Below are 16599 nucleotides of genomic sequence, written 5' to 3'. Positions count from 1 at the left end.
GCCCTACTCGGCCACGGCCACCTGGTTGCGGCCCTGGGCCTTGGCGCGGTACAGCGCCTTGTCGGCGGTATTCATCAGGCTGTGCAGGTCCTGGTCGACACTGCGGATCGACGCCACGCCGAGGCTGGCAGTCAAGCCATGCACCGGCTCGGCCGCCAGCCCGGAAATCGCGCGGATCAACTGCTCGGCGATACTGCGCGCCGTTTCCAGAGAGGTATTGGGCAGCAGTACGGCAAACTCTTCTCCACCCAACCGGCCGTAAACATCCGTCTGACGAAACGAGGCACTGATCACCCCGCCGATCTGACGCAACACCTGATCGCCCGCCTGATGGCCGTAGGTGTCGTTGATCTCCTTGAAATGGTCCATGTCCAGCATCAGCGCGCACAGTGGCTGGCTGTTGTGTCGGCAATGTGCGTACAACAAGTGGGCATGTTCGAAGAACGCGCGGCGATTCATCAGGCCGGTGAGCTCATCGGTCTGGGCGGCGCGTGTGGAAATATTGTGGGCACGTTCCATTTGCCGGGTAAGGCGAAAGGCTTTTTCCAGGGCATCGGAGAGTTTGCGCGTGGCGCTGACCACAAACGTCGAAAACACCAGCACCGCCACGGCCACGCCGACTTGCATGGGCGATGGCTGGAACAGCAGCCACACCGTGCAGGGCAACAACACCAGGGCCATGGACATCAGCGTCATGTAGCGATACGCCGAATAACACGACACCGCGCTGACCGACATGCCCACGGTGAACAACATCACCAGCACCTGGGACACGCGATCATCGGTGGGCATCACGGCCAACGCACCCGCGCCCCAGATCCCGGCAGACAACATCAGTGTCAGCCAGTAGCGACGCTCCCAGCGATCCGGCGTGCGTTCGGCATGGGCGCAGCGAAACCAGCCCATGAACAGGTGAACGCGCAGCAGCGACGATGCGCCCAGCGCTACCAGCCAGATCAGGATGACCTGGTGGGAAAACCGGTCCCAGCACAGCCAGCACAGCATGGCCGCGCCGAGGAAGCTGCCGAAAATGGCGGCAAATGACTGTCGAAACAGCTGGTGCAGACGGTCTGTCCGCACCTGCTCCTCAATAACGCAATCCTGGTCCTGCCCACGCTCAAGGCCATTCATGAAATCCGCCTGCTTCGACTGCCACGACAAAGGCGCCATTGTGGCACCCTGCCAGTAGCGTGGACAACAGAATCCAGCATGCCAGAGCCTTTAAACGCTTAAGGACGCAGGATCAGCACGCCAAGCGGTGGCAGATTCAGCGTCAAGGACACCGGTTGCCCATGGCGCGGTTCATCCTGAGTAAATACTTCACCGCCATTGCCATAGTTCGAACCGGCATAGGTGTCGGCATCGGTGTTGATCACCTCGCTCCAGCGCCCGGCAAATGGCACGCCCACCGCATACGCTTCACGGGGCACCGGGGTGAAGTTGGCCACCACCAGCACCGGCTTGCCATCCTTGCTCCAGCGCAGCCATGCGTAGACGCTGTTGATTGCATCGTCGCCGATCAGCCACTGGAAGCCTTGGGGCGCGTCGTCCTGTTCGTGCAGCGCCGGTTCTTCGCGGTACAGGCGGTTCAAGTCGCCCACCAGTTTCTGCACGCCCTTGTGTTCGGCGTATTGCAGCAGGTACCAGTCCAGTTGCTGGTCGTGGTTCCACTCGCGCCACTGGCCGAATTCGCAGCCCATAAACAGCAATTTCTTACCGGGGTGCATCCACATGAATGCCAGGTAGGCGCGCAGGTTGGCGAACTTCTGCCAACGGTCGCCGGGCATCTTGTCGATCAGCGAGTGTTTGCCGTGCACCACTTCGTCATGGGAAATCGGCAGGATGAATCGCTCGGACCAGGCATACACCAGGCCAAAACTCAGTTCGTTGTGATGATGGGCGCGGTATACCGGGTCTTGCTGGATGTAGTGCAGCGAATCGTGCATCCAGCCCATGTTCCATTTGTAGTTGAAACCCAGGCCGCCCTGCTGGGTCGGCTGGCTCACGCCGGGCCAGGCCGTGGATTCTTCGGCGATCACCAGCGCGCCGGGCGCTTCCTGGGCGACAACATCGTTCAAGTGACGCAAAAAGTCGATGGCTTCGAGATTCTCGCGACCACCATGGCGGTTGGGCACCCACTCGCCGGCCTTGCGCGAATAATCGCGGTACAGCATCGACGCCACGGCATCCACCCGCAGGCCGTCGACGTGGAAGTGTTTCAGCCAGTGCAACGCCGAAGCCAGCATAAAGCCATGCACTTCGGTGCGGCCGAGGTTGTAGATCAGCGTGTCCCAGTCCTGGTGAAAGCCTTCCAGCGGGTTGGCATATTCGTACAGCGCGGTGCCGTCAAACTGCGCCAAGCCATGGGTGTCGGTGGGAAAATGCGCCGGCACCCAGTCGAGGATCACGCCGATATCCGCCCGATGCAGGGCGTTGACGAAGTAGGCGAAGTCTTCCGGCGAACCGAAGCGCGCCGTCGGGGCAAATTGTGAAAGCGCCTGATAGCCCCACGAGCCGCCAAACGGGTGCTCCATGATCGGCATCAGTTCGATATGGGTGAAGCCCAGTTGCTGCACATAGGGGATCAAGCGCTCGGCCAGCTCACGCCAGCCATACTGGCGGGCGACCTCGCCGGCCTCGTCCAGCTCACACTGCCAGGAGCCCACGTGCAGCTCGTAGATCGACAGCGGCGCCGTGGTTTTGTGCTTGTCGAGGCGCGACTGCATCCAGTCGTGGTCTTGCCAGTCCACCTGCAACGGCGCGGCGACTTTCGACGCGGTGTCGGGCGGCAACTGCGTGGCCAGCGCACAGGGGTCGGCCTTAAGCGGCAAAATCCCATTGGCGCCGAGAATCTCGTACTTGTAGGCCGCGCCCGGTTGCAGGCGTGGGATAAAGATCTCCCACACGCCGGACGGATGCCGCAGGCGCATCGGATGACGCCGACCGTCCCAGATATTGAAGTCCCCCACTACCGACACCCGCCGTGCATTCGGCGCCCACACGGCAAAGCGCACGCCTTGCACGCCATCCACCGTGGTCACTTGCGCGCCAAGGCAACTGCTGAGGTCGCGGTGGTTGCCTTCGGCAAACAGATACAGGTCCATTTCCCCCAGCAACAATTGGCTGAAACTGTAGGGATCTTCGGTGATCTGCTCGCCACCGGCCCACTGGATCTGCAGCAGGTACGCCTGGCGAGTCGCGAAGTGCCCGACAAACAAGCCCGGCACCTGGGTCGCGTCCAGGCTGCCGAGCGGCTCGCCGTTATCCCGCGCCAGCACCTGGACGCTCAGCGCCTCTGGCAGGAACGCGCGGATAAACTGGCCGCCCTGTTCGTCATCGTGGGGCCCGAGAATCGAGAACGGGTCCGGGTGCTCGGCGCGCACCAGCAATTCGATGTCGTTGGACGCCGGCAATGCAGTCAACTTGGGCTGCAGCGGTTCTTTATGTGTAAAGCTCATGACGTCTCCCCACCGCGTGCAGTTTTCGATATTGGTTCAAGCCCGCCGAGCAAACGGTGCAGCCCTTGCAGGGGCACCGGTAGCCAGCTGGGGCGGTTTTCCGCTTCGTAAGCCACTTCATACGCGGCCTTTTCCAGGCTGAACAACGTCAGCGCGGCGTCCTGGCCGTTGGCTTCCTGCCAGTCATGCGCCAGTGTAGACGTAGCTGCCTGATAAGCCTGGATAAATGCCTGACGTGCGTCACTCAGGTAACGATCAGTCACGCGCTGGCGCGCCAGGTCGGCTTCGGGCGAGTGATCCAACCCCTGCCCGTTCAAGGCCAGCGCCGCCGCGTAATCAAACGAGCGCAGCACGCCACTCACATCTTTATACGGGCTGTGCTTGCCGCGTCGTTCATGCAACGGCCGCGCCGGTTCGCCTTCGAAGTCGATCAAGTAGGCATCGCCCTTCACCACCAAGACCTGGCCCAAATGCAAATCACCGTGGACGCGTATGCGCAAGCCACCGGCCGTGGCTTTCGCCAAGGCCTGCACATGCGTGGCGATGGCTTTTTCCTGCGCCAGCATCTCAGTGACCCGCAGCTGGTCCGCAGGGTTCAGTTTGGTTTGGTGCTGACTGAGCAATTGCAGGGCGCGGTCGATCTGCGCGCCGACATCCTTGGCCCACGCCTGGGTGTCTTTGACGCGGGTGACTTCAGGCTTGAAGTCAGGATCAGCCGTGTCCGCGCCCAATACCCCGTGCATTTCGCCCAAGCGCTGGCCAAGCAACCCGGCAAAATCCTTCAGCTCGCCGAGGGCGTTGTAGTGCTGTTCCTGTTCGGAGATGGCCCCGGCCAGCTCATCACGGATCGCCCGTTCCAGGCTGTTCTGGGTCCATGCCCACGCGTCGCCCTGATTGCTCAGGTAACCCTGGGCAATCATCAACAGGTTGTCCTGCCCGCCCCCGTCGTGGCGGATCACTGCGCCCAACAGCGGCGAAATATTCGGGTAACCGGCGGCGGTCAGGTAAGCGCTCATTTCCAGTTCCGGGTGCACGCCGCTGGCGACCTTGCGGATCAGCTTGAGCACCAGGCTTTCGCCCACCACCACTGAACTGTTGGATTGTTCGGCCGACAGGTAGCGCACCGGCGCGTCGTCCGTCAGTTGCAACTTGGCCAGATGGGGCGTCGCGTCGAACCGCAACTCGCCGTCACTGGAAGAGAGCCGCGTGCCGGCCTGCAAGCCTTGGATCACGGCGCGAATGAAATGCTCAAGGCTGAACGCATCGGTCACCAGCCCCACCTGGTGCGCACGCCGCACACGGGCCAGGGCCAGTTGCTGGGGCAAGGCGCTGGTGAATTCGTCTTCAGCGAGGAAGCCGAACGGCAACTGGTAACGACTGACCTGGCCGGCGCTGGTCACCTCGATTTCGCTGAGCAACACCGGGTGCTGCGGGTCGCCGAAGCGCACGCCGTAGGCAATGTGCACGCTGTCGATGGCAACATCCTTGGCCGCGAACCAGCGCCGCTTGGGCAACCAGGCGGGCAGCGCGGCCTGTTCCAGCGTGGCGCGGCAGGGTTGCTCCAACAGTTCTTCCAGGCGTTTTTTCAGCACCAGGGTGGTGAAATCCGGGATGCTCTGCGCCGGTTCGACGTGCCAGCTGGGCATCTGGTTTTCCGCCGCCAGCACGAACCAATAGAAACCGTACGGCGCTAGGGTCAGCAGGAAATGCAACTGGCCGATGGGCGGAAAGGCGTTACCGCCGAGCATCTCCACCGGCACCATCCCGGCGTACGCCGACAGGTCCAGCTCGGCCGCCTGGGCGCTGCGCGACACGTTGGCCACACACAGAATGATTTCCGTGCGGCCGTCTTCCCCGGTGAACTCACGGGTGTACGCGAGGATGCGGCGGTTGGCTGGCGACAGCATATTCAAACGCCCCCGGCCAAACGCCTTGGATTGCTTGCGCACCGCCAGCATGCGCCGGGTCCAGTTCAGCAAGGAATGGGGGTCTTGGGCCTGGGTTTCGACGTTCACCGACTGATAGCCGTATTGCGGGTCCATGATCGGCGGCAGCACCAGGCTCGCCGGGTCGGCGCGGGAGAAGCCGCCGTTGCGGTCGATGGACCACTGCATCGGCGTGCGCACGCCATCGCGGTCGCCGAGGTAGATGTTATCGCCCATGCCAATTTCATCGCCGTAATACAGGGTTGGGGTACCGGGCATCGACAACAGCAGGCTATTGAGCAGTTCGATGCGCCGACGGTCGCGCTCCATCAGCGGCGCGAGGCGACGGCGAATACCCAGGTTGATGCGAGCGCGGCGGTCGGCGGCGTAGTAATTCCACAGGTAGTCGCGCTCTTTGTCAGTGACCATCTCCAGGGTCAATTCATCGTGGTTGCGCAGGAAGATCGCCCATTGGCAATTGGCGGGGATCTCCGGGGTCTGGCGCAGAATATCGGTGATGGGGAAACGATCTTCCTGGGCCAGCGCCATGTACATGCGCGGCATCAGCGGGAAGTGGAAGGCCATATGGCATTCGTCGCCGTCATCGCCCTTGGCGTCGCCGAAGTAGAGTTGGGTGTCTTCCGGCCATTGGTTGGCCTCCGCGAGCAACATGCGGTCGGGATAGTGGGCATCGATCTCGGCGCGGATCTGTTTAAGTACGTCGTGGGTTTGCGGCAGGTTTTCGTTGTTCGTGCCGTCGCGTTCGATCAGGTAGGGAATGGCATCCAGGCGCAGGCCGTCGATGCCCATGTCGAGCCAGTAGCGCATCACCGACAGCACGGCCTTCATCACTTGCGGGTTGTCGAAGTTGAGGTCTGGTTGGTGGGAATAAAAACGGTGCCAGAAGTACTGGCCGGCCACCGGGTCCCAGGTCCAGTTGGACTTTTCGGTGTCGAGGAAAATGATGCGGGTGCCGGCGTACTTCTGGTCGTCATCGGACCACACGTAGAAGTCCCGCGCCGCCGAACCGGGCTTGGCCTTGCGGGCGCGCTGGAACCACGGGTGCTGGTCGCTGGTGTGGTTGATCACCAACTCGGTGATGACCCGCAGCCCGCGCTTGTGGGCCTCGGCGATAAAGCGCTTGGCGTCGGCCAGGGTTCCGTAGTCGCTGTGGACGCCGCGGTATTCGGCGATGTCGTAGCCGTCATCGTGCCGTGGCGAGGGGTAGAACGGCAACAGCCACAGGGTGTTCACACCGAGGTCGGCGATGTAGTCGAGCTTGGCGATCAGCCCGGCAAAGTCGCCGATACCGTCGTTATTGGCATCGAAGAAGGATTTGACGTGAACCTGGTAGATCACCGCGTCCTTGTACCAGAGCGGGTCCTGGGTGAAGGGAGATGGGGTGGGTTTCTTCGCCATTGGAAACTCCTGAGAATACGTTCATAACCACCTGAAGAAACTCGGTCAATGTGGGAGCTGGCTTGCCTGCGATAGCGGTTTATCAGTGCCAACTGTATTGGCTGATGGACCGCTATCGCAGGCAAGCCAGCTCCCACATTTTTTGATCTCCAGCAGGCTTAAGAGAGGGTGATACGCCAGATCCCGAACGGCATCTGCGGCTCCAGCCGCATCCACTGGGTCTTGCCATACCAGGTCCAGCGATGGCCATTCATCAGGTCTTCACCCTGGGTGTGCGCATCGTCCGGCAAGCCCAATTCCCACAACGGCAATTCAAAATTCGCTTCCTGGGCGTTGTAAGGGTCGAGGTTCACCGCTATCAGGATAAAGTTGCTGCCGTCCTCGCTGCGCTTGCCGAAGTACAGGATGTTGTCGTTCCAGGCGTTGTACAGCTTCAAGCCCAGGTGCGTCTGCAACGCCGGGTTTTGCCGGCGGATGCGGTTGAGCTGGGCAATCTCGGCGATGATATTGCCCGCCGCGGTGAAATCCCTGACACGGATCTCGTACTTCTCCGAATCCAGGTATTCCTCTTTGCCCGGCACCGGTGCGGCTTCACACAGCTCATACCCCGAATACATGCCCCAGAGGCCCGAGCCCATGGTGGCCAGCGCCGCGCGGATCAAAAAGCCCGGACGGCCGGACTCGTGCAGGAAAGCGGGATTGATATCCGGCGTGTTGACGAAAAAGTTCGGCCGGAAACACTCGCGCCACGGCGATTCATTCAGCTGGGTGAAGTACTCGCTCAACTCGGCCTTGGTGTTGCGCCAGGTGAAATAGGTGTAGCTCTGGGTGTAACCGACCTTGCCCAGGCGCGCCATCATCGCTGGCGTGGTGAAGGCTTCGGCGAGGAAGATCACCTCCGGGTGCCGGGCCCGCACATCGCTGATCAACCACTGCCAGAACGGCAGCGGCTTGGTGTGGGGGTTGTCGACACGAAAGGTCTTCACGCCCTCCTCGACCCAGCCCACCACGATGTCGCGCAACTCGATCCACAGGCTGGGAATGGCATCGGCCGCATAGAAATCCACGTTGACGATGTCCTGGTACTTTTTCGGCGGGTTCTCCGCGTACTTGATCGTGCCGTCCGGGCGCCAGTTGAACCAGCCCGGGTGCTGCTTGAGCCACGGATGGTCCTGGGAACACTGGATGGCGAAGTCCAGGGCGATTTCCAGGCCGTGCTCGGCGGCGGCCTTGACCAAGCGGCGGAAGTCATCGCGGCTGCCCAATTGCGGATGGATCGCCTCGTGCCCGCCCTCCTCGCTGCCGATGGCGTAGGGGCTGCCGGGATCATCGGGGCCGGCCGTCAGGGAATTGTTGCGCCCCTTGCGATGGCTGCGGCCAATGGGGTGGATCGGCGGGAAGTACAGCACGTCGAAACCCATGTCATGGATCATCGACAGCCGCGAATGCACGTCATTGAACGTACCATGGCGCGCGGGATCGTCGGTGATCGAGCGGGGAAACAGTTCGTACCAGCTGGCAAATTGCGCCGCCTGGCGCTCGACATCGATCGGGTACACCGTGCTGATACTCAGGTAGGCGCGGTGGTCGGCCTGGGTCATCTGGTGTGCACTGTCTTCGTGCAGGAACAGCGCGACCTGCTCGGTTTCCAGCAGGCCGGACAGTTCGTGGTGCAACAGCATCAGGCGGTCGCGCAGTTCGTTGTCACTGCGCTCGGCCGCTTGCAACACCAGGCTGCGGCCTTCCTGCAATTCCAGGCTGACCGGCACGCCGGCCTCGTGTTTCTTGCGCAATTCGTAGCAGAAGCTGGCAAACGTATCGACCCAGGCTTCGATGCAGTATTCATGGGGGCCTTGGCTGGTGACGGTAAACGCGCCTTCCCAGCCATTATTGCCCACATCGGCCATCACCACGCTGTGCCAGCTTTCGTCCTGCAGCGGCCGCCAACGGATCAGCACGGCGAGCTTGTCGTGGCCGTCAGCGAACACCTTGCTGGTGACATTGACCCGTTGACCCACCACCGCCTTGACGGCAAATTCGCCGCCGTCGATCACCGGCATGGTGCTTTCGATAGCGATCCTGGGCAGTAACAGTGCCTGGGACAGCGGTAATGCAGATGCATTGGGAACCAGTGTTTCAGCAGTCATCGAGCATCTTCCCCTTACGCCCAGTGGACGCTCTTTGCTTGATCCGGGTTCTGATACGCCAGCGCTCTCCCTGAGCGCAACCGTCATAGGTCCGAGCCTGTGCCCGCGCGAAAAGTTCAGGTGGATGTGCCGCCGCCGGGCGGGGAATCAATCCGCCCAGGCCGCTGTCCACCGATAGAGCAAAGCACAAAGGAGGCCACACTGATGAATATCCCGATCCCTGCCGAAACCCCAGACCCGAATATCGACGAACCGACCTTGCCGCCCAGCGAACCGCAACCGGTTCCAGAGCAGGAGCCGCCTGAACAGCAGCCGCCAGCGGTGGAGGAACCGCCAGCACCGCAGCGGCCGATGAGTATCTGACTACGAAAAAAACTGAAGCTACCTACAAAGTCCGAAAGCTAATACCCACCTCCAGTTCAGGGCTTGGTTTTTATACTCGCGGGCGTAAGCGCTACCCCAATCAGTGAACGGGGTGTTTATGCCATTCATCGCGAGGAAGCCCTGATGTCAACCATCCAGCCGCAACACCAAGCCGAACCGCCAAAAACTCAGCCACACGCCACGCACCCACATCAATCAGAATCGACAGATGAACGCCTGAACCGGCTGCTGGCGTCGGGACCGAACTGGTCGAAGCCGCCCAAGGCCCCAAACCCAGCCCCCCATCAAGCAACGCCCCAGGAAAACCCCGACGACCTTGACCCACTGCTGACCCGAGACAACATCAGGCAGATCGTACGCAGCCCCAACGCTCCAGAGTCCAAAGCCCTCATTGAACAGATTCGGGCGCACCTGACGCCCGGGAAAATCCAAGCGATGTTGCAAGGTCCCAATGGCGAAGCGAACGCCAGGAAGCTGAAGGCGCTCGGCAAACATTTGCACAAAGACGAGGTGGATTGCTGCCTGGCTGAAACCAGACAGCAGAGGACCGATGAAAAAATTGCCCAACTCAAGTTGCGTAATATTGAGATGCTGACAAAGGCCTTTGAGGGGGACAGCGTTGAAGGCATTGCCGAAAACATCAAACAATGGCGCGACGAAAAAACCGCCATGGCGCAACAGTTTTCCGAATCCAGTAGCGCCGCCAAAGGTTTGAACACTATTGGCAGTGCGTTGAGTGAAGACAACGTCAACAATGTGCGGCGCGCCCCAGGCAAAACCTACAGCTACGGGCGCACCAGCGAATCCACCCTGGATGCGCCCAGTGAAATCAGGAACTTCGCGGCGGATGACACGTTGGACCTGTCCGGCATTCAAAAACAATTGAACAAACCCCTGCAGGTCGTCAACACGTTCACGGGGGCAAGCGGCGAAGTCAAAATTGATCACTCTGCAAGCAGCAACACGAGCGTGGTGTCGGTTTCCGCCAACCCGGGTGAGCCGCCCTTTGTGGTGAAGGTGTTTGGCGAGGTGCGCCAGAGCAACCTGCTGACCTGAGCCCGGCGCGGGCCTGCTTCGGCGATTTGATTGATCTGTATCAGCACGCCTCAAACCCAGCTGCACCCCAGGCGCCACGGGGTGCAGCACATTGACGCAGGCACCGCGCTCAAACCCATCTGATCCGCTTTTTATCAACAGACCTGAGTCTGTTATGCAAACAGACCGGCGCGCATAGTTCCTCTGCCTGATGGAGGCTGATGAGCGAACGACCATGAGCGAAAGAATCCCCGTCCGAACCGTGGAAACCTTTGAGCCGATACACCCAAAGAAGGTGAAGGCCAAATCCAGCGACAACCTGATCCACACCCGTAGTTTCACCGGCCTGTTCCGCACCTTGCGCTTGAGCGGTGCAGGCTTTCTGTTCCTGGCCTTTTTCGGCACCGTGTGGCTGAACTGGGGCGGGCGCCAAGCCGTGCTGTGGGACTTGGCGGAAAGTAAATTCCATATTTTTGGCGCGACATTCTGGCCACAGGATTTCATCCTGCTCTCGGCGCTGCTGATCATCTGCGCCTTCGGCCTGTTTGCGATCACCGTATTTGCCGGCCGCGTGTGGTGCGGCTACACCTGCCCACAAAGCTCGTTCACCTGGCTGTTCATGTGGTGCGAAAAAGTCACCGAAGGCGAACGCAACCAGCGCATCAAGCTGCAAGCCGCGCCGTGGAGCCCGAACAAACTGGCACGGCGCGCGGCCAAGCACACGTTGTGGCTGGGTATCAGCGTGCTGACGGGCCTGACGTTTGTCGGCTACTTCACACCAATCCGCCCGTTGGCTGCCGAATTGCTGACCTGGCAAATGGGTGGTGTGAGCCTGTTCTGGGTGCTGTTTTTCACCGGCGCCACCTACATTAATGCCGGCTGGCTGCGTGAAGCGGTGTGCATGCACATGTGTCCGTATGCACGGTTCCAGAGCGTGATGTTCGACAAGGACACCCTGACCATTTCCTACGACGCAGCCCGTGGTGAAAGCCGTGGCCCGCGCAAACGCGAGGTGAAACCTGCCGACGTCGGCCTGGGCGACTGCATCGACTGCCACCTGTGCGTGCAGGTCTGCCCCACCGGCATCGACATCCGCGACGGCTTGCAAATGGAGTGCATCGGCTGCGCCGCGTGCATCGACGCCTGCGACTCGATCATGGACAAGATGGGCTACGCCCGTGGCCTGGTCAGCTATACCTCGGAACATCAGCTGCAAGGTGGCAAGACCCATCTGCTACGGCCGCGCCTGATCGGCTACAGTGCCGTGTTGCTGGTGATGATCGCAGCGCTGGTGGTGGCCTTGGTACAGCGCCCGATGGTGTCGCTGGATGTGACCAAGGACCGTGGCATGTTCCGTGAGAACGCCCAGGGCTTGATCGAAAACATCTACAGCCTCAAGGTCATCAACAAGACCCAGCAGCGCCAGGACTACCGCCTGGAACTGGTGGACGCCGAGGGTTTCCAGTTGCAAGGCAAGACCGAGATCAGCCTGGCACCGGGAGAAATCAGCGATGTGCCGGTGTCGGTGGCATTGTTGGCGGATAAGCCGGCCAGCAGCTCGCAGACCTTGCGCTTCAAGGTTACCGACGTGGATGAACCCTGGGTTTACAGTGCTGCCGATAGCCGTTTCGTAGCACCGCTGAACCGCTGACACCTAACAAACAATAGAGATCACCTGTGGGAGCGGGCTTGCCCGCGATAGCGTCAAGTCAGCCAACAACGATGCCGGATGTGCCACCGTCATCGCAGGCAAGCCAGCTCCCACATGTTGCCCTGCGACGAATAAGGCCCCCATGAAACGCTACGAAAAATTCGCCGACGACATTGCAGAACTGATTCGCTCCGGCGTACTCGGCCCCGGCCAGCGTGTGCCGTCGGTGCGCTACGCCAGCCAGACCTACGGCGTCAGCCCGTCCACGGTGTTCCAGGCCTACTACCTGCTGGAACGCCGCGGCCTGATCCGCGCGCGGCCGCGCTCCGGCTACTTCGTCAACACCCATGCGCCCAGCCCGTTTTCCGAGCCGGTGGTGAGCGAACAGGTGCACGAGTCCACCGAAGTCGATGTCAGCGAGTTGGTGTTTTCCGTGCTCGACTCGATCAAAGACCCCAACACCGTGCCGTTCGGCTCGGCGTTCCCCAGCCCGATGCTGTTCCCGCTGCCACGCCTGGCCCGCTCCCTGGCGAGCGCCAGCCGCGAGATGGACCCGCGCCTGGTGGTCACCGACATGTCGCCGGGCAACCCGCAACTGCGCCGGCAAATTGCCCTGCGCTACATGGTCGGCGGCCTGATGCTGCCCATGGAAGAGCTACTGATCACCAACGGTGCCCTCGAAGCGCTGAACCTGTGCCTGCAAGCCGTCACCGAACCCGGCGACCTGGTGGCCATCGAGGCCCCGGCGTTCTATGCCTGCCTGCAAGTGCTGGAGCGCTTGAAGCTCAAGGCCGTGGAAATCCCCGTACACCCACGCGACGGCATCGACCTGGGCGCCCTCGCACAAAGCCTGGAGCGCTACCCGATCAAGGCCTGCTGGACCATGACCAGCTTCCAGAACCCCATGGGTGCAACCCTGCCGGAAGCCAAAAAGCAGGCGCTGGTAGAACTGCTGCGCAGCCATCAGGTGCCCCTGATCGAGGACGATGTGTACGCCGAACTCTATTACGGCCAACACCCACCCAAACCCGCCAAGGCCTTCGACACCGAGGGCCTGGTGCTGCATTGCGGCTCCTTCGCCAAGAGCCTTGCGCCGGGATATCGCGTGGGCTGGGTAGCAGCCGGGCGCTATGCGCAAAAGGTCGAACGCTTGAAGCTGATGACCTCACTGTGCCCGTCGATGCCCGCCCAGGCGGCGATTGCCGATTACCTGCAACACGGCGGTTACGACCGCCACCTGCGCAAGTTGCGTTACGCCCTGGAAGAACAGCAAAGCGCCATGCTCGCGGCCATTGCCCGCTACTTCCCGGCACAAACACGGGTCAGCCAGCCAGCCGGCGGCTACTTCCTGTGGCTGGAGCTGCCGGAGCAGACCGATTCGTTGAAGTTGTTCCAGATGGCCCTGGCCCAGGGCATCAGCATCGCGCCGGGGCCGATCTTCTCGGCCACCCAGCGCTTCAGGAATTGCATTCGCTTGAACTATGGCAGCCCGTGGACGGAAGCGTCGGAGAAGGCGATGGAGACGTTGGGGCGGATTGTGCGGTCGTTCTGAGTTATTGAGTTGCCCTGTCTGACGCCATCGCGGGCAAGCCCGCTCCCACAGTTTGAACTGCGAACACCTTCAAATGTGGGAGCGGGCTTGCCCGCGATGGCGTCGGCCCAGGCGCTACAAAACTAGCGACCACCCCCCAAATCCAGAAACGTCCCCGTGGTATACGACGCCTTATCCGACAACAACCAGACAATCGCCTCCGCCACCTCATCCGGGCGCCCGCCACGGGCCATGGGAATGCCGGATTCCAACTTGCTGACCCGATCCGGATCACCGCTCAGGGCATGGAAGTCGGTAAAGATGTAACCGGGGCGCACCGCGTTCACGCGGATGCCTTCACCCGCCACTTCCTTGGACAGGCCAATGGTAAAGGTGTCCAACGCGCCCTTGGACGCCGCGTAATCCACGTATTCCCCCGGAGAACCCAAGCGCGCCGCCACCGACGACACGTTGACGATACTGCCGCCCTGCCCGCCATGTTTGGGCGACATGCGCAGCACCGCATGCTTGGCGCACAGGATCGGCCCCAACACATTGGTTTTCATGATCTTGAGAATACGAAACTCGGACATCTCATCGACCCGCGACTTGTGCCCCACGGTGCCCGCGTTGTTGACCAGTGCGGTGACCCGCCCCAACTCGGCATCGACCCGATTGAACAACGCGATCACTTCATCTTCGATACTGACATCAGCCCGCACCGCAATGGCCTGCGCGCCCAATGCGCGGACCTGTTCCAGCACGCGATGGGCAGCGGCCTCGTCGGACTGGAAGTTGATGCAGATGCGATAGCCCTGGCGCGCAGCCAGCAAGGCCGTCTCGGCGCCGATCCCGCGGCTGCCTCCGGTGATGATGACGACTTTGTCCATGGGTGGGGTCTCCTGATCCAACCGGGTGTTTAGGGTTGGATCCAAGAATACCCGTCAGCCCAGGCTTTTGTCAGGCGCCACGAGTTCTTCGGCGCGCTGGATGTCGGCCATGAAACGCTCCGCCGGCAACGGGTGGCCGAGCAAGTAGCCCTGTAGGGAATTGCAGCCCAGCCGTGTGAGGAAATTCTGCTGTACATCGGTCTCCACCCCTTCGGCGACGATGCGCAACCCCAAGGCGTGGCCCAGGGCGACGATGGCCGAGACGATAGCGGCATCGTCGCCGTCGTGCTCCAGGTCGCGCACGAAGCCACGGTCGATCTTCAACTCATTGGCCGGCAGGCGCTTGAGGTACATCAGGCTGGAATAACCGGTGCCGAAGTCATCGATGGACAGATCGACGCCCATGTCCGACAGCTGCTGCAACACCGTCATGCTCGCATCGGCATCGCTCATGGCGGTGGTTTCGGTGATTTCCAGGGTCAGGCTGTTGGCCGGCAACTGGTGGCGGTCCAGGGCCGTGGCCACGCTCTTGACCAGCCCGGCGTGACAGAACTGCAACGCCGACAGGTTCACGGCAATGCGCCAGTCTTCATAGCCCTGCGCATACCACAGGCGCATCTGGCGACAGGCTTCGTTGAGCACCCATTCGCCGATGGGAATGATCAGCCCGGTCTTTTCCGCCAATTCGATAAACGTCGCCGGCAACAGCAGGCCCTGCTGCGGATGCTCCCAGCGCAACAGCGCTTCGGCGCCCACCGGGATGCCGCTGACGGCGTCGAACTTGGGTTGGTAGTGCAGGCAAAACTGCTGTTGCTCGACGGCATTGCGCAAGTCCTGCAACAGTTGCAGTTGTTTGCGCGCGTTGGTGTTCATCGACACATCGAAGAAACTGTAGCCGTTCTTGCCCATGCCCTTGGCGTGGTACATCGCGGCGTCAGCGTTCATCAGCAATTCCTGGGGGTTGCCGCCGTTGCCGGGGTAGATCGCAATGCCCACGCTGGCGGAGATTTTCAGCTCATGCTCGGCAACCTTGAACGCGCGGTTGACCAGGCCCACCTGACGCTCGGCGAGACGCAACGCGTCGTCCGGCTGGGTCAGGCGCACCAGCAACACAAACTCATCGCCGCCGATGCGCGCCAGGGTGTCCTGGCTGCGCAGGTCTTCACGCAGGCGCAGGCCGACTTCACGCAGCAACTGGTCGCCCATGTGGTGGCCGAAGGCATCGTTGACCGGCTTGAAACCGTCCAGGTCGATAAACATCAGGGCAAAACAGCCGCCCTTCTCGTTGACCGCCTGCATGGCCTGCTGAATCCGGTCGGCGAGCAAGGTGCGGTTGGGCAGCCCGGTCAGGGTGTCGTGCAGGGCCAGGTGGGTCAGTTCCTGGTTGGCCAGGCTCAGGGAATCCGCCAGTACCGAGGTGCGCGCCTCCAGGCGGGCGTCCAGCACCGAGGTGAGCAAGGCAATCACCAAGACCGCCAGACTGGTGACCACCACCAGGTTGTCCAGGCCTTTGCCACTCAAGCCCGACAGCGCCGCGCCGCAGTAACTCTCGTCGGCAAATTGCGCGGCCGCCATGCCGGTGTAATGCATGCCGACAATCGCCAGCCCCATCACCACCGCCGCACCGCCGCGCATCAGGCGCACGTAAGGGGTGTTGCGCCGCAGGTGGAACGCAATCCACAACGCCGCGCCGGAGGCGACCACCGCGATTAATAATGACGCGCTGAACAGCGTGGGGTCGTAGTCGATGCCCGGGGTCATGCGCATCGCAGCCATGCCGGTGTAATGCATGCTGCTGATGCCCGCGCCCATCACCAGCGCACCAAACGCCAACTGCCAGGCCGGCAAGCGCGGCTGGTTGACCAGCCATAACGCAAAACCGCAGGACAGCACGGCGATCAGCAACGACAACGCCGTGATACCGACGTCAAAGCCCAGGGCAAACGGCAAGCGCAGCGCGAGCATGCCGATAAAGTGCATGGACCACACACCCACGCCCATGGCCAAGGCCCCACCGCTCATCCAATAGAACACCGCGCGGCCCTTGGCGGTCGCGATGCGGCCGGCCAGGTCCAGCGCGGTATAGGACGCGAGGATCGCAACGAACAGGGAGATCACGACCAGCGAGGGAGAATAACTACCGATAAGCATGGGGCTTC

The 16599-nt window shown here is 61.7% G+C and carries 10 protein-coding genes; 4 read left to right on the top strand and 6 right to left on the bottom strand.

The genetic code is table 11. The features are described from left to right. Positions 1 to 3: 3 nt before the first annotated feature. From ACU688_RS12450 to ACU688_RS12435, 4 genes are all read right to left on the bottom strand, one after another. Positions 4 to 1170, bottom strand: a complete 1167-nt coding sequence (locus ACU688_RS12450) for a GGDEF domain-containing protein (protein WP_448184938.1) — start codon at positions 1168 to 1170, stop codon at positions 4 to 6. A gap of 59 nt (positions 1171 to 1229) precedes the next feature. Continuing rightward, positions 1230 to 3458 carry a 1,4-alpha-glucan branching protein GlgB gene (gene glgB / locus ACU688_RS12445; protein WP_448184937.1) on the bottom strand — a complete coding sequence of 743 codons (2229 nt, stop codon included), beginning with the start codon at positions 3456 to 3458 and terminating at the stop codon, positions 1230 to 1232. Continuing rightward, a complete protein-coding gene (gene treS, locus ACU688_RS12440) occupies positions 3455 to 6802 on the bottom strand; it encodes a maltose alpha-D-glucosyltransferase (protein ID WP_448184936.1) in 3348 nt (1115 codons plus the stop codon). The genes glgB and treS overlap by 4 nt, the downstream gene beginning before the upstream one ends. Before the next feature lie 158 nt (positions 6803 to 6960). Next, entirely contained in the window at positions 6961 to 8949 is a 1989-nt protein-coding gene (locus ACU688_RS12435) for an alpha-1,4-glucan--maltose-1-phosphate maltosyltransferase (protein ID WP_448184935.1), read from the bottom strand. Positions 8950 to 9153: 204 nt separating this feature from the next. Between ACU688_RS12435 and ACU688_RS12430 the strand changes: the two genes are divergently transcribed. The 4 genes from ACU688_RS12430 to mapR all read left to right on the top strand — a co-directional run bounded on the left by ACU688_RS12430 (position 9154) and on the right by mapR (position 13571). After that, complete coding sequence (locus ACU688_RS12430; protein ID WP_448184934.1) at positions 9154 to 9312, top strand: hypothetical protein; 159 nt, start codon at positions 9154 to 9156, stop codon at positions 9310 to 9312. Between the two features lie 144 nt (positions 9313 to 9456). Then, on the top strand, positions 9457 to 10389 hold the full coding sequence (locus tag ACU688_RS12425) for a M10 family metallopeptidase C-terminal domain-containing protein (RefSeq protein WP_448184933.1): 933 nt from the start codon (positions 9457 to 9459) through the stop codon (positions 10387 to 10389). A gap of 214 nt (positions 10390 to 10603) precedes the next feature. Beyond that, positions 10604 to 12019 carry a cytochrome c oxidase accessory protein CcoG gene (gene ccoG / locus ACU688_RS12420; protein WP_448184932.1) on the top strand — a complete coding sequence of 472 codons (1416 nt, stop codon included), beginning with the start codon at positions 10604 to 10606 and terminating at the stop codon, positions 12017 to 12019. A gap of 142 nt (positions 12020 to 12161) precedes the next feature. Continuing rightward, entirely contained in the window at positions 12162 to 13571 is a 1410-nt protein-coding gene (gene mapR / locus ACU688_RS12415) for a GntR family transcriptional regulator MpaR (RefSeq protein ID WP_124529578.1), read from the top strand. Positions 13572 to 13693: 122 nt separating this feature from the next. On the opposite strand, the gene ACU688_RS12410 is transcribed toward mapR, so the two are convergent. Both ACU688_RS12410 and ACU688_RS12405 read right to left on the bottom strand, forming a co-directional pair. Continuing rightward, positions 13694 to 14440, bottom strand: coding sequence for an SDR family oxidoreductase (locus ACU688_RS12410; protein ID WP_448184931.1), 747 nt, complete (start codon positions 14438 to 14440; stop codon positions 13694 to 13696). A gap of 54 nt (positions 14441 to 14494) precedes the next feature. Then, entirely contained in the window at positions 14495 to 16591 is a 2097-nt protein-coding gene (locus tag ACU688_RS12405) for a putative bifunctional diguanylate cyclase/phosphodiesterase (protein WP_448184930.1), read from the bottom strand. Between the last annotated feature and the right edge of the window lie 8 nt (positions 16592 to 16599).

The organism is Pseudomonas acericola (SeqCode) (assembly GCF_053456465.1).
This window is presented reverse-complemented; position numbering and strand designations above follow the sequence as displayed.